The 12,464-nt window shown below is 62.1% G+C and carries 17 protein-coding genes; 9 read left to right on the plus strand and 8 right to left on the minus strand.

The features are described 5' to 3' along the window. Window positions 1-5 precede the first annotated feature (5 nt). The 3 genes from ABY454_RS10635 to ABY454_RS10645 all read right to left on the minus strand — a co-directional run bounded on the left by ABY454_RS10635 (window position 6) and on the right by ABY454_RS10645 (window position 2,247). Window positions 6-521, minus strand: a complete 516-nt coding sequence (locus ABY454_RS10635; protein WP_372930523.1) for a gamma-glutamylcyclotransferase — start codon at window positions 519-521, stop codon at window positions 6-8. A 285-nt stretch (window positions 522-806) separates the two neighbouring features. Then, window positions 807-1,241, minus strand: a complete 435-nt coding sequence (lysM, locus tag ABY454_RS10640; RefSeq protein ID WP_372930525.1) for a peptidoglycan-binding protein LysM — start codon at window positions 1,239-1,241, stop codon at window positions 807-809. A gap of 82 nt (window positions 1,242-1,323) precedes the next feature. Next, entirely contained in the window at window positions 1,324-2,247 is a 924-nt protein-coding gene (locus tag ABY454_RS10645; RefSeq protein ID WP_372930527.1) for a tellurite resistance TerB family protein, read from the minus strand. 213 nt (window positions 2,248-2,460) lie between these two features. Here ABY454_RS10645 and ABY454_RS10650 point away from each other — a divergent pair, with 213 nt between their 5' ends. From ABY454_RS10650 to ABY454_RS10660, 3 genes are all read left to right on the plus strand, one after another. Beyond that, window positions 2,461-4,086, plus strand: coding sequence for a DUF3300 domain-containing protein (locus tag ABY454_RS10650; RefSeq protein ID WP_372930528.1), 1,626 nt, complete (start codon window positions 2,461-2,463; stop codon window positions 4,084-4,086). A gap of 33 nt (window positions 4,087-4,119) precedes the next feature. After that, entirely contained in the window at window positions 4,120-5,046 is a 927-nt protein-coding gene (locus tag ABY454_RS10655) for a DUF2950 domain-containing protein (protein WP_372930529.1), read from the plus strand. Window positions 5,047-5,220: 174 nt separating this feature from the next. Continuing rightward, on the plus strand, window positions 5,221-5,478 hold the full coding sequence (locus ABY454_RS10660) for a hypothetical protein (RefSeq protein WP_372930531.1): 258 nt from the start codon (window positions 5,221-5,223) through the stop codon (window positions 5,476-5,478). Between the two features lie 3 nt (window positions 5,479-5,481). Here the strand turns inward: ABY454_RS10660 and ABY454_RS10665 are convergent, their stop codons facing one another. Further along, on the minus strand, window positions 5,482-5,931 hold the full coding sequence (locus tag ABY454_RS10665; protein ID WP_372930533.1) for an MEKHLA domain-containing protein: 450 nt from the start codon (window positions 5,929-5,931) through the stop codon (window positions 5,482-5,484). 75 nt (window positions 5,932-6,006) lie between these two features. Between ABY454_RS10665 and ABY454_RS10670 the strand changes: the two genes are divergently transcribed. From ABY454_RS10670 to ABY454_RS10680, 3 genes are all read left to right on the plus strand, one after another. After that, window positions 6,007-6,888, plus strand: coding sequence for an aldo/keto reductase (locus ABY454_RS10670; protein WP_372930535.1), 882 nt, complete (start codon window positions 6,007-6,009; stop codon window positions 6,886-6,888). Window positions 6,889-6,969: 81 nt separating this feature from the next. Continuing rightward, the gene (locus ABY454_RS10675; RefSeq protein WP_372930537.1) at window positions 6,970-8,235 is read left to right on the plus strand and encodes a glutamine synthetase; all 1,266 of its coding nucleotides are present in this window, start codon (window positions 6,970-6,972) and stop codon (window positions 8,233-8,235) included. A gap of 92 nt (window positions 8,236-8,327) precedes the next feature. After that, window positions 8,328-8,879 carry a hypothetical protein gene (locus tag ABY454_RS10680; RefSeq protein ID WP_372930539.1) on the plus strand — a complete coding sequence of 184 codons (552 nt, stop codon included), beginning with the start codon at window positions 8,328-8,330 and terminating at the stop codon, window positions 8,877-8,879. A gap of 1 nt (window position 8,880) precedes the next feature. Here ABY454_RS10680 and ABY454_RS10685 read toward each other — a convergent pair whose 3' ends face one another. Next, window positions 8,881-9,498, minus strand: a complete 618-nt coding sequence (locus tag ABY454_RS10685) for a cysteine hydrolase family protein (RefSeq protein WP_372930540.1) — start codon at window positions 9,496-9,498, stop codon at window positions 8,881-8,883. Window positions 9,499-9,581: 83 nt separating this feature from the next. On the opposite strand from ABY454_RS10685, the gene ABY454_RS10690 reads away from it, so the two are divergent. From ABY454_RS10690 to ABY454_RS10700, 3 genes are read left to right on the plus strand one after another with little or no spacing between them, the layout of a single operon-like run. Further along, the gene (locus ABY454_RS10690; protein WP_372930542.1) at window positions 9,582-10,025 is read left to right on the plus strand and encodes a nuclear transport factor 2 family protein; all 444 of its coding nucleotides are present in this window, start codon (window positions 9,582-9,584) and stop codon (window positions 10,023-10,025) included. After that, window positions 10,015-10,383: a cupin domain-containing protein gene (locus tag ABY454_RS10695; RefSeq protein WP_372930543.1), complete on the plus strand. Its 369-nt coding sequence runs from the start codon at window positions 10,015-10,017 to the stop codon at window positions 10,381-10,383. The genes ABY454_RS10690 and ABY454_RS10695 overlap by 11 nt, the downstream gene beginning before the upstream one ends. Before the next feature lie 12 nt (window positions 10,384-10,395). After that, on the plus strand, window positions 10,396-10,653 hold the full coding sequence (locus ABY454_RS10700; protein ID WP_372930544.1) for a DUF6582 domain-containing protein: 258 nt from the start codon (window positions 10,396-10,398) through the stop codon (window positions 10,651-10,653). Window positions 10,654-10,656: 3 nt separating this feature from the next. On the opposite strand, the gene ABY454_RS10705 is transcribed toward ABY454_RS10700, so the two are convergent. The 3 genes from ABY454_RS10705 to ABY454_RS10715 all read right to left on the minus strand — a co-directional run. Further along, on the minus strand, window positions 10,657-10,839 hold the full coding sequence (locus ABY454_RS10705; RefSeq protein ID WP_372930546.1) for a hypothetical protein: 183 nt from the start codon (window positions 10,837-10,839) through the stop codon (window positions 10,657-10,659). After that, a complete protein-coding gene (locus tag ABY454_RS10710) occupies window positions 10,839-11,783 on the minus strand; it encodes an alpha/beta hydrolase (protein ID WP_372930548.1) in 945 nt (314 codons plus the stop codon). Before ABY454_RS10710 ends, ABY454_RS10705 begins: the two co-directional genes overlap by 1 nt. A 501-nt stretch (window positions 11,784-12,284) precedes the next feature. After that, window positions 12,285-12,464 (minus strand): hypothetical protein (locus ABY454_RS10715; RefSeq protein ID WP_372930550.1); only part of this gene is annotated, 180 nt, incomplete at its 5' end.

Raw genomic sequence — 12,464 nt, forward strand, 5'->3', positions numbered from 1 at the left:
AGCTATCAGGCTCTACGACGGTCTTTCGTTTCCACAATCCGCGCTTCAAGTTCGAAGACGTGGGGGTCTGATGCGTCCAAAGCTCGAAGTGCCCTCGCTAGCTCCAAGACATAGTCCGCGTTGTGGCCGCTTCGACCCGCGCACCTGTTGATCTGCGCGACCATCTCATCGACTGATGCGTCGCCAAGAAAGGCAAAATTTTCGATTGGGGCGCGATACGTGATGCCCATCACACAACTTTCGTCGAAGTAGACCTCGACCTCTTCACGCCGGTAGCCGTTGATCTCGCGTTGATCGAGATGTTCAAACACGTCGGCAGCGACCAGGAATGCTCGACCGTAGCAATGTGCGTCATTAGCTTCGACGAGGGTAACGACCCTTCCTGGATCGTCTTGCATTCCCCGATGATCATGAGACCCCTGCCAGAAACGGCGTTCCCAGCCTCGGATGTAGGCGCGACGCGCCTCTTTGTAGGGAAATCCTTGACGCCAAATCAGCGAGCCGTAACCGAACAACCACACGGCTCTCCCTGCATTAGAGGCTCTTCGCATCCCCAAACCTACCTCGGGACAACGCAGGTTCCTAGGTCGTACCTTTTCAGTCTTAGCCCCAAATCAAAACGACCGCACGCCGTTCGCTTTGATATGAATTAAGGTCCGCTTCTGGCACTTAGCCGACATTAGACGCGAGATTTATCCCCGCCGCTCTTTTGGTGCGCTCTAGGGGGAGGGAACCGAAGCCCGCGCATAAAAGCGGCGGCTCCGAGGAGCCGCCGCTTCGATTGCTCGTTTGAAGTGCGCTGCCGCTTAGTCGGCGAGCGGTGGGATGCGCAGAACCTGTCCCGGATAGATCTTGTCAGGATCGGACAGCATCGGCGTGTTGGCGTCGAAGATCATCTTGTACTTCGTGCCGTCGCTATAGGCCTTCTCGGCGATGGCCCACAGCGTGTCGCCCTTCTCCACGGTGTGGTAGGTGGCTTCAGGCGCCTCTTGCGTGGTTTCGATGTTCTCTTCGACCCTGGAGACGCCTTCGACATTGCCCGCGGCGACGATGATCTTCTCTTTCGTCTCCTGATCGGGAATCTCGCCGGAGATCTTCACGTTCTCGCCGTCGACCTCGACATTGATCTTATCGGCGAGACTCGGATCGCCAACTTCCTTGGCGATGGCCTCGGCGGCGTTGGCGTCGTCGGCGCCGAACAGGCTCTTGCCGGCGTTCTTTACAAAGTCAAAAAATCCCATGTTTTATCCTTTCTGAAAGTATGGGTTCGGTTCGCGAGCACACTTTGTGCTCAAGTTCGATTGAGGGTCTTTTCGCGAGATGCTAGGCGGCGGGCGCGCCGACCATCTGATGCAGCCGCGCGACGGCTTCGCGATCGAGCCCTGCGCCTTTCGCAAGGTTCGTCAGAAAGTTCCGTTCGGCCGCCGTATCCACCGAGATCGCCATCAGCGCCGCAGCATAGATTTGGATGCCGACTTCAGGATTCGGAATGGCGTGCACCAATCCGTCGAGGTCCTGCGGTTTCGACAATTCACCTTGCACGAATTTCTGCTCGTCCGGTGAGATGCCGCCTTCGGAGAGCTTGCCGACGAGGCGCTGCACTTCGTCTGACGAGACCTCGCCGTCCGACTTCATGGCTTCGATCATGGCGCGCAGGCATAGCTCCGCGGTTTCGGGCGCCGCGATCTGCCGGACCTCGGTCTCGGTCAGTGAGACGGCTTGGCTGTCGCCTGCGCTTTGCTGCGCCTGCCAGTTCTTCAGTGCGGTGAGTGCCAGCGTGCCGAGCAACGCCATGGCGCTGCCGCCGATGGCGCCCTTGCTCGCGCCGCTGCCGCCGCCCAGAAGCGCGCCCGCCAAAGCGCCGAGCCCTCCGAGCTGGCCCTTACTCATGCCGCCGACGCCGCTATCGGACCCCAGCATTTGCCCAAGCCCGCCGAGGATGTCGCCAAGACCACCCGCGCCTTGTCCGCCCGGGCCACCAGCGCTCTGACCCGCACCTTTTGCGCCGCCTAGCAGGCTGCCCAAGACATCGCCCAGGCTTCCTGCGCCGAGACTGCCCGCGTCTTGTCCGCTCGCGCTGCCGCTTCCGGCTTGACCGCCGAGCAGGCTACCCAGCAGCGCGCCGAGATCAGGGGAATTACCCGCGGAGCCTAACCCATCAGCGCTAACCGCATGCTCAATGCGGTTCTGGGTCTGCGGCGACAGACCATCGCGCATCAACTGGCCTATGACATCTCCAAGATTCATTGCAGCCTCCGCTCGCAAGGGAACTCATCGGGTTGACTTATTCTTATAGTTCATGACAGGCCCACGACACCTGCACAACCTTTGCAGCCGCGCGGACTTGTCGCTGCCGCACTTTCAGCTTCATCTGCATCAACTGATGGGTTCTGCGGATGGACGGCGCACCTAGGTGCGGATATTCTCCGCAGCCCACGCCTGAGCAGTCATAGGGATCACATGCGCGCCATCGCCAGTCTTGCCAGCTTCGCCGTCCTTGTCATGCTGCACGGCCCGGCCTTTGCCGGCGCCGCGGGAGCGGAGGCCGAAGTCAATATCACCGACGTCCCGGAAACGCCTGCAGACACGCAAATGGCGGCACAGGACGCGCAGCCAGCCGCCGCGGATGGCGAGGGGAGTTCGGACGGGCTTCTCGATGAGGCGCAGCTCGATCAGCTCGTCGCCCCGGTCGCGCTCTATCCCGATTCCCTTCTTGCCCAAGTACTCGTAGCTGCCACCTACCCGCTCGAAGTGGTGCAGGCGGAGCGCTGGGCTGCGGACAATAAAGACGTAACGGGCGAAGCGCTGACCAAGGCGTTGGACGAGAAGGACTGGGACAACAGCATCAAGGCGCTGGTCGCTGTGCCGGACGTTCTTACGATGATGAACAAGGATCTTGATTGGACGTCCAAGCTTGGCGACGCCGTGCTGGCGCAGCAGCCCGACGTTATGGATGCAGTGCAGCGCATGCGCGCGCTGGCGCAGGAGAACGGCAACCTGGAGTCCAATGAGCAGCAGACGGTAACGGTCACGCAGGAGGTGAACGTCAATCAGGCGGCGCCCGCCGAGAGTTCTTCGTCAGGCGGTCAGGCGCCGCCCCCTCAGCAGGTTATCGTCATCGAGCAGACATCGCCGGAGACGGTTTACGTGCCCTACTACCAGCCTTCGGTCGTTTACGGCAGTTGGCCCTATCCGTCTTACCCGCCGTACTACTTCCCGCCGCCACTGGGCTACGGCCTTGGTGGCGCCTTGGCGCGCGGAGTCGCGTGGAGCGCGGGCTTCGCCATCGGCAACGCGATCTGGGGCACGGGCTTTAATTGGGGCCGCAACGACATCAATGTGAACGTCAACCGGAACATCGACTTCAGCCCGAACGCCAACTTTAATAGGAACAACGTCAACGTCTCCAATTGGCAGCACAACGCCGATCATCGGCGCGGCGTGAACTACAACAACAAGAACGTCAGCAACAAATTTAATAAGAACAACGTCGCCAACAAGCGAGACGACTTCCGCGGCCGCAAACCCGGCGATAAGCGTCCTGGTGACGGCGGCCTCGCCGGCAAACGTCCCGGCGACAAGCGGCCTGGTGACGGTGGTCTTGCTGGCAAGCGTCCCGGTGACAAGCGGCCTGGCACGGGCAACAAGCGGCCAAGCGTCGGGGACATGGAGAGCGCTCTCAAACGGTCGGACGGCGGCATCAAGCGGCCCGATGGGAAGAAGCCCGACCTTGCCAATCGGCGCCCCGAGGGTGGCGCCAAGCCGGGCATAAAGAAGCCTGGTGCCGGCGCCAAGCGTCCCGACATCAAGAAACCTGGTGCTGGTACCAAAAAGCCTGCGATGAAGAAGCCCGCAGCGAAGAAGCCTGCCATGAAGAAACCGGCGGCGAAGAAGCCTGCGATGAAGAAGCAGGCAGCGAGAAAGCCCGCTGCTAAGAAACCAGCAGCGAGGAAGCCGCCTGCCCGGAAGTCTTCCGGAAACGCCTTCAAAAAGAGCAGCGGGAGCAAGGCGAGATCCCATGCCAGTCGCGGCAGGTCGAGCGCCGGCAGAGGCGGTGGCCGTGGTGGCGGCGGACGCCGGCGTTAGGGTATCGAGCGGACAGGTTTAGAGGGTTAAGCGATGGATCATAGATTGCGTCTAGTGCCGCGGCTGGCTTGGTGCCTCACAAGTGCCGCGCTGCTGCTCGTTTGCACACCTGTATTCGCGCAGGACTCCTTCGACAGTCCGGAAGCGGCAGCGAAGGCTCTCGTTGCGGCGGCGAAGACCGGCAACCGCGAGGAAGTTCTCAAGATCTTGGGCCCCGATAGCACGGACGTTATCAGCTCGGGCGACGAGGTTGCCGACCGGAATGCCAGCGAGATCTTCGTCGAGGCCTTCGAGGAGAAGAACAGCCTGGAGCCGGAGGGAGACGAGACGACCATCTTGGTCGTGGGCGACGATGACTGGCCCTTCCCGATTCCGCTCGTCAAGAACGAAGGCAAGTGGGAATTCGATACAGACGCTGGCCTTGAAGAGATCCTCCTGCGGCGCATCGGGCGCAACGAACTCTCCGCCATGCAAGCGAGCCTCGCCTACGTGGTGGCGCAGAACGAATACGCGGCGCTCGATGTGGACGGCCGCAGCCCGGCACCTTACGCGCAGCGGTTCTTGAGCAGTCCGGGAGAGAAAGACGGCCTCTACTGGCAAAGTGACGACGGCGAAAGCCCGCTCGGCGCACTCTTTGCCGAAGCCTCGGATGAAGGCTACGAGTTCACCGGCGAACCAAAGCCCTATCACGGCTATTACTACCGGATCCTGACGCGCCAAGGCGAAGAGGCCAAAGGAGGCGCCTTCGACTACGTCGTCGATGGGCGGATGATCGGCGGGTTCGGGTTGGTTGCCCATCCGGCGGAGTACGGGAATTCCGGCATCATGACCTTCATGGTCAATCACGACGGCGTCCTGTTCGAGAAGGACCTGGGGCCAGACACGGCGGAGGTCGTGGCCGAGATCGAGGACTTTGGTCCCGACAGCACCTGGAAGGTCGTCGAGCCTCCCAGCGAATAGGCCGTGAAGGCCGAGGCTGGTTGCAAGCGTCTGCCGATGCGCTGTTGCGCCACGCCAACACGACAACTTTTTGTTGTGAAATCCATGACATAACGCCGGAACAGGTCTTGCACCGTGGTGTTTGTTTGGTAGGGTGCAGTGCCGGGGTTTGAAAGGGTACCACTGATGAAGACTATGAGTTCCAGGCTGTTGATTGCCGCAATCGCGGTTCTGTCCTTCACTGCGGCGGCGCAGGCGGGGGCCTACAGCAAGGCCGTGCAGCAATACTGCCGCGCCGACTACAAGAAGTTTTGCGGCGACTACGGACTAGAGACGTCGGGCTTGCGGTCGTGCATGGACCGCAACGGCAAGAAGCTGTCGAAAACCTGCGTCAAGGCGCTGCTCCGTGACGGCTACGTCAGTCAAGCTGAAGTCAACCGCCGCAAAAACTAACCTTCAGGCATCACGCCAGCGCGAGAACCACGCCGCCACGCCATGAAGCGTGGCGTCCTCTGCGCGCAACTGCCACAACGTGTAGCCCTCAATCCAAAACCGCCGGCCGGACTTGGCAATGCGAATGCCGGAATGGCCGGCGGCGAATCCTTCTCGGTCGACCGCGTCGAGCAGGCGCTGCCGTTCCTCGCGCTCAGGGGCTTCCGCCGACAGCCGCGAGGGCAGCGTTATAAACTCATCCCAGCCATACTCGAAAATCTTCTGCGCCGTTTTGTTGGCGTAGATAAAGCGAGGGTCGGGATCGGTGCTGTGCGCCAGCACGCACGCAGGTGCTTCGGCATAAAGCCAGCGCGCATCCGCGCCTGGGACGAGAAAGGGCGGCTCCACCCCGATCAAGCGGCGGTGGCTGTCTACAAGCAGGTTGAAGAACTGCGGATCCTCGGAGCGGCGCATCGGTCGGGAACCATTTAAATGTGGAAGCCTGCCACCATATAGGGTCGGGATAGGGTTTCCAGGGACGTTGAGACGATGAATGACATAAACGACCTCGACGCGAGGCAAGCAGGGACATTCAAAATTGGCGGGGAGATCGACATCCACCGCTTGGGCTTCGGCGCTATGCAGATCACAGGGGCGGGCGTCTGGGGCGAGCCGGAGGACCGGCCCGAGGCCTTGCGCGTGCTGGAGCGATTGCCGGCGCTCGGCGTGAACTTCATAGACACTGCAAACTCCTACGGCCCGGACGTGTCGGAGATGCTGATCCGCGAGGTGCTGTACCCGTATGACGGGCTGCTCATCGCCACGAAGGCCGGGTTCGAGCGGCCGCGCGCGGGCTTCTGGGTTGCCAATGGCGATCCCGAGCTTCTGCGGGCGGAGGCGCTCCGAAGCTGCGAGAAGTTGGGCGTGGAGCAAATTGCCTTATGGCAGTTACACCGCGTCGATCCGAAGGTTCCGCGGGAGGCGCAGTTCGCTGCGGTCCGCGCGCTGATAGATGACGGCATCGTGCGTCATGTGGGCTTGAGCGAGGCGAGTGTCGAAGACATCGAGGCCGCGCAGGATGTGTTCCCCGTCGCTACGGTGCAGAATCTCTACAACCTCGTCAATCGAAGGAGCCAGGACGTGCTCGATTACTGCGAGGCGAAAAGCATCGGCTTCATTCCCTGGTATCCGCTGGCGAACGGCAAGCTGGCGCGCGAAGGCTCGATCCTGGATGCGGTGGCGCGCGCGCATGACGCCAGTCCCAGCCAGATCGCGCTCGCCTGGTTGCTCGCGCGCAGTCGCGTCATGCTGCCCATTCCCGGCACTTCGAAAGTCGCGCATCTGGAGCAGAACGTGGCCGCGGCCAGCATCACCCTCACGGACAAAGAGTTCGCGGCGCTCGACAAAGCGGGCCAAGCGGGGGCGGGCTAGGCCCACGCAATATTCGGGGTAACCCCTTTGTCGTCTCCGGGCGTAGACTGCGCGGAGAGTGAAACGTTGCCAGGAGCGGGCATGCTGCGCGAAGAACTGATTTTCGTTGGAACGTGCGACATCGCCGGGCTTGTTCGCGGCAAGGGGTTTCCCGCGGCCGAGTTGCCGGCGCGCCGCAAGACCGGCATCGGTTGGACGCATTCCAATCTGATGCAGACCTGCTTTGGTCCGATCCTCGACACCCCGTTCGGGACAGGGGGCGATCTTATGATCGTCCCGGACCCCTCGGCCGAGGTGCATGTGGACTTCCGCGACGATACACCGGCGGAGCACTTCTTCCTCGGTGACATTCGAGAGCCCGACGGAACGCCGTGGGTGTGTTGCGTGCGGGAGTTCCTGCGCCGGTCTATTGTCGCGTTGAAGGCGGCGAGTGGCTTGCAGCTGCTTGCGGCCTTCGAGCATGAGTTTGTCTATACGGGCGTCGAAGATTTGCCGGGTCATGCCTACAGCTTAGGTGCCTTCCGGCGCCAAGGCGTGTTCGGCGAAATGCTTATGGCGGCGATCCGCGCGGCGAGCGCCAAACCCGATAGCTTTCTCGCCGAGTATGGTCCACGCCAGTACGAGATGACTGTCTCGCCTGTCCTTGCGCTCATCGCGGCGGACCAAGGTGTCATCGCGCGGGAGATGGCGCGCGGTGCGGCCTTTCGCCTTGGGCACCGCGCAGTCTTCTCGCCAATGCCGGTGGCCGACGGTGCCGGAGCCGGCGTGCATATTCATTTCAGCCTGCAGGACGAGGCTGGCGCACCTGTGACGTTCGACGCGGATGCGCCATACAATCTGAGCCCCGCGGCAACGCATTTTGCCGCCGGCCTGCTGCATCACATGCCGGCCATTTGCGCGATCACCGCGCCGTCGCCGGTGTCGTATCTGCGGTTGACGCCGAACCGTTGGGCGCCGACCGAAGCCGACATAAAGATGCAAGATCGCAGTGCGGCTTTGCGTGTTTGCCCTGTGTTCGCCACGTATGACGAGCAGGCGCGCGCCGCGCAGTTCAATTTGGAATTCCGTGTGTGTGACGCCGCCGCCAGTCCCTATATGGCGCTGGGTGCGATGATCTTCGCCGGCGCCGACGGGATCGCGCGCAAGCTTGAACTGCCGAAGACGGCGCCGCCGTTGCCGCATTCCTTGGGCGAGGCGCTCGATGTCATGGACGCGAGCGATCGCGTGAAGGAATGGTTCGGGCCGATCTTCTTCGAGGCGTACTTACGCCACAAGCGCTCCGAGGTGGCATACGTGGCGGACCTTGACCCACAGGCCCTGTGCGCACGCTACGCGGATGTCTACTGAAGGAGCTGGTGATAACCGTCTGCTAACGGTGTCGCCTAAGTCCGTCTTTCGTTAGACCTGAGCCTGTTACGCTGGCGCTGGAGGTGAGGGTCATGCGGAAGATCATCTTTTCGCTCGTGAGTCTGTTGGGCGCCCTGGCGCTCGCGGGGTGCGGCGACGATGAGTCCAAGAGCGCGTTCATCGTCTGCGAAAGCACCTATGCGCTGTGCACGACGGCGAAGTGCGAGCCGGCCGACGGCAGCACGGACACGGTATCCTGCGCTTGCGACGTCAAGACGGGTTATTCCGCCGGACAAAAGCCGTGCACGAAGGAAGCACAGACCGCAAAAGGGAAAGAGATCAGCTCGCGCTACTACCCCATCAAGAGCTATGTCGCGTGCAGCAATGACCGGCCTTGGGCCTGGTGCCTCGACAAGCCATGCATTGTCAATCCCAGCGACCCGACCAAGGCTTCGTGTGCGTGCGCCGTGACCAAGAGCAAGGACCCATACGTGGTCGTTACCGACCGATATACGGATAGCACCTGCACCACCGACCTTTGGTCGTCAGCAACGGTCGCAGACGCCACGGACCTCACGGATTTCCTTAGGTCCAACGAGCATCTCAAGCCCTTCGATATCGAAGTCCTGAACACGCCGAACTAGATCAACACCCCGGAACGAGGTCGAGAACCTCCTCCGTGGACAGCATGCGGCAATAACCTGCGAAGCACTGAAGCGCTGCCGCATGTCGCGCTTCGGTCTCCGATGCGCAGGCATCGTGTACGCAGGTCATGAAGTAGCCGCGGTCGGCGCCGTCCTTCACGGCGTGATCGATGCATTGATCCGTAAGGTATCCGGTGACGAACACATCCTCGATGCCCATGTTGCGCAGAAGGTAGTCGAGGTTTGTCGAGTTGAACACCGACGAAGATGTCTTGGGCAAGACAATCTCGTCCGGCAGCGGCGCGAGTTCAGGAACCACCTGCGCTTCGTGAGAGCCCTTGGCAAAACCCATATTGGAGAGCTTGTAGTCGAGGCTGCGGTCGCGTCCGTCCGCCGTGAGGCTTTCGATCACCGTGTAGATCACCTCAAGGTGAGCGCCGCGGAACGCCTCGACGAGCGAGCCGATATTCGGGATCACGCGCAACGCCGTGGCCTTGTAAAGCTCTGGACGGTTCTCGGCCTCGAGTGGCCCGCACGTGCCGTTCTGCACGTCAATGATCAGCAGGGCTGTGCGGCCCTTGGCGATGGGACGGTCGCGCGTAATGGAGAGCGTGGTCATGCTGGCGCTGGCTTGTTGTGCTATCGCGGCGGACGGAGTGAAATGGCTGCTCGACAAATGATCGTAAGGCGGAGGACTTTAGCATGCGAGGGCTTCTGATCGCGGTTTCCCTTCTGATCTGTGCCAGCGTGGGTGCGTGCGCCCAAGACAGCGATGTTGCGACCATCGAAGCGGTTGACGACGTCGTGGGCAGGCTGGACGAGGCCTTCGAGGCGCAAGATGCGGCAACCATCAAGTCCTTGATGACGCCCGGTCATTTGGCGGTGACGCCCTTCTACGGCACGCCGCAATCGGTCGACGAGCTGCTCGCCACGCTGGCCGACTACAAGATCAAGCAGACGGAACTCAGCGAGCCGACGGTCACACTGCTCGGACCCGGCAGCGCCATGCGCACTTTGACCGCGAAGCTTGAAGGGACATTCGCGGACAAGCCGATTTCTGAGAACGTGTTCATCACCGCGATTGTGGTCAAGCAGGGCGGCAAATGGCGCGAGAGGCTCTACCAGGTGACGCGCCTTGCGCCCTAAGCCCGACGCTTCGGTCCGGGCGGGAAGCCTCGGTGACAGCCTGCCCGGCGGGCCGCAAGCCAAGGAGGCGGTCGATCTCCTGGCCGAAAGTTCCGGCATGCGGGTCGAGCGTATTGTCTCCACAGGGCAAGTGACCCCGGAAGATCAATGGTACGATCAGGCCTGGGATGAATACGTGCTCCTCGTGGCGGGCGCGGCGCGCTTGCGTATCGAGGGCGAGGAGGAGGACCGCGCGATGCAGGCCGGAGAGTGGATCATGCTTCCCGCCCATTGCCGCCACCGGGTGACGTGGACGCAAAAAGACCCGCCCACTGTCTGGCTAGCCATTCACTACGACACCTCAAAATCACAAGCGTAAAAGGAGGATCCCATGCAGACCACTTGGATGCCGCATACGCAAGAGGGCGAAATTCATGACCGCGCCGATCTGCCGGAAAGCGTCTTCGCCTTTCCCGTGCAGCGCAGAGAACCGCTGACAGATGCCGCGCATGTGCGCAACGCGCTGGCACGGTTCGATCAGGTCGAGGGCGTCACCGATGCTGACCGCGACCTTGCTTTCGCGAACATCAAGAAGGCTGCGGCGCATTACGGCCTCGACCTGCGCGAAAGCAGCTGGCGCGAACTCTGACGCCTAGCGGGCGCTGATCAGCAGCGTGATCAGAAGCATGAGCGGCGTGAGGATGTCCCACCAGAAGATGGGACCCGCATTGTTGGCACCGAGTGGATCAAGCGCTTCGGCCTGCGGGGTATCCTGGCGCTGCCGGTCCACCCCAATGCGGGGCGCGTGCGGAAGGCCGCGTGAGTCTTTCAGCACTAGGCGCCGACCTTATCCCACTGCTCTGTGAGCCAAGTGCCCATGCGCTGCCGCATGGTGCGGTGGGCGACGCGCAACACCCGGCCCATATTCATGAAGCCGTGCACCGTGCCCCGATAGCACGCATAGTCGACCGGCACGCCCGCTGCGGCCAGCCGCTCGGCATATTCAGCGCCCTCGTCGCGGAACGGGTCGTATCCCGCGGTCACGATCAACGCCGGCGGTAGACCCGAATAGTCTTCATAGAGCGCGGGCGTGGCGCGCGGATCGGCAATCGGCCAAGCGGTTCCGAAATAGTGGTTGAAGAACCAGTGGATCATCTCTTCCGGAATGGGGAATTGCTGGATCAGCTCTTTGCGTGACGGGCCCCGCGCGCGCAAGTCGAGGGCGGGATAAATCAGGAGCTGCGCCGCGGGCCGCGCCTCGAGACGGCCTTTGGTTTCGTGCAAGGCCACGGCGGCAAGGCCGCCACCGGCACTGTCGCCGGCAACCGCGATGCGTGCGGGGTCGAGCGACATGTTTCCCGCCTCGCGCGACAACCATTCGAGCGCGGCGACGGCATCGCAGACGCCGGCTGGAAAGGGGTGCTCCGGCGCCAAGCGGTAATCCACCGAGAAGACCGTCGCCCCGGTGTCGTGACATAAGATGCGGCAGAGCGTGTCGTGGGTGTCGAGGCTGCCAAGAACGCCGCCGCCGCCGTGAAAATACAAAATAGAGGCGACACCCGGCCGCGCGGGTTCGTATTTGCGGACACGGAGCGGGCCTTCGGGCCCGGGCACCGTAATGTCCGCCGTGTTGCCGACGTCGGGCGGCGCGACATCCGTCTTGGTAAGAGAGCGGCGATACTCGGCCCGCGCGCGCTCGTAGTCGTGCTGCCATAGCGGCCTCGTCGTCGAGGACCCGACCCAGAAAAGCAGCGCTTCGGTCTCGCGGTCGAGGCTCACCGTTGGTGTCCCTGTTCCCGATAAGCGTTTCGTGACGTTACATAGTGGCTCCTGCCGAAGATTGAAGAGCGCGCCGTATGCGCTCCGAAACAAGAGGCACGCTCAGAAGACGGAACGGGCTAAAGGCGTGGGCACTCAACTCAGAACCGCCCCCACAGTAGCGCCAGGAACGGCGGAAGCGGGCTTCTGTGATGTCCAGGACCTGGAGAGCTTCAGGCTGCGTGTGGGGTTCTGACGGGGTTATCTGTACAGACCCGATGCCGTCAGGGCCTCCGCTTCTTACCATAGGGATGGTGCTCTCAAGGTTCCCGGAAGGCAGACGGCCATCGGTCAGGCTTGTCGTCCGGGAACCGGCGTGATGTCATGGAAGCCTCTCTGTGCTTCCCCCGCGTATGCTGAACTATCGGAAGCCATAGAACTCATCGTTCAGGTACTTGATGAGGTCCTGCGTTTCGCTCGCAGAGAACCACACCTGGGGTTTTTAGCGGCTCGATTGTCCAGCTAGTCCTGGAAGCTCTGGGCCTCCCATTCCCCAAGAGTGTCGCGCGCTATCTCGCGAAAGCGACCGTCCTCTGTCAGTTCCGTGATGCCCTTGCCGAACTTCGGTGACAGCGCAACGCAGGGAGACTTCTTCGAAAAGGCCACAAACAACTCCTCCGAAAATAGCTCCGGCTCCAGCGG

The organism is Methyloceanibacter sp. (genome assembly GCF_041573655.1).
Taxonomy (GTDB): Bacteria; Pseudomonadota; Alphaproteobacteria; order Rhizobiales; family Methyloligellaceae; genus Methyloceanibacter.

Excerpts from the sequence above, each read along its gene's own strand:
- lysM (WP_372930525.1), bottom strand. The coding sequence starts at position 1,241 with ATGGGATTTTTTGACTTTGTAAAGAACGCCGGCAAGAGCCTGTTCGGC.
- ABY454_RS10645 (WP_372930527.1), bottom strand. The coding sequence starts at position 2,247 with ATGAATCTTGGAGATGTCATAGGCCAGTTGATGCGCGATGGTCTGTCG.
- ABY454_RS10650 (WP_372930528.1), top strand. The coding sequence starts at position 2,461 with ATGCGCGCCATCGCCAGTCTTGCCAGCTTCGCCGTCCTTGTCATGCTG.
- ABY454_RS10655 (WP_372930529.1), top strand. The coding sequence starts at position 4,120 with ATGGATCATAGATTGCGTCTAGTGCCGCGGCTGGCTTGGTGCCTCACA.
- ABY454_RS10660 (WP_372930531.1), top strand. The coding sequence starts at position 5,221 with ATGAGTTCCAGGCTGTTGATTGCCGCAATCGCGGTTCTGTCCTTCACT.
- ABY454_RS10665 (WP_372930533.1), bottom strand. The coding sequence starts at position 5,931 with ATGCGCCGCTCCGAGGATCCGCAGTTCTTCAACCTGCTTGTAGACAGC.
- ABY454_RS10670 (WP_372930535.1), top strand. The coding sequence starts at position 6,007 with ATGAATGACATAAACGACCTCGACGCGAGGCAAGCAGGGACATTCAAA.
- ABY454_RS10675 (WP_372930537.1), top strand. The coding sequence starts at position 6,970 with ATGCTGCGCGAAGAACTGATTTTCGTTGGAACGTGCGACATCGCCGGG.
- ABY454_RS10680 (WP_372930539.1), top strand. The coding sequence starts at position 8,328 with ATGCGGAAGATCATCTTTTCGCTCGTGAGTCTGTTGGGCGCCCTGGCG.
- ABY454_RS10685 (WP_372930540.1), bottom strand. The coding sequence starts at position 9,498 with ATGACCACGCTCTCCATTACGCGCGACCGTCCCATCGCCAAGGGCCGC.
- ABY454_RS10690 (WP_372930542.1), top strand. The coding sequence starts at position 9,582 with ATGCGAGGGCTTCTGATCGCGGTTTCCCTTCTGATCTGTGCCAGCGTG.
- ABY454_RS10700 (WP_372930544.1), top strand. The coding sequence starts at position 10,396 with ATGCAGACCACTTGGATGCCGCATACGCAAGAGGGCGAAATTCATGAC.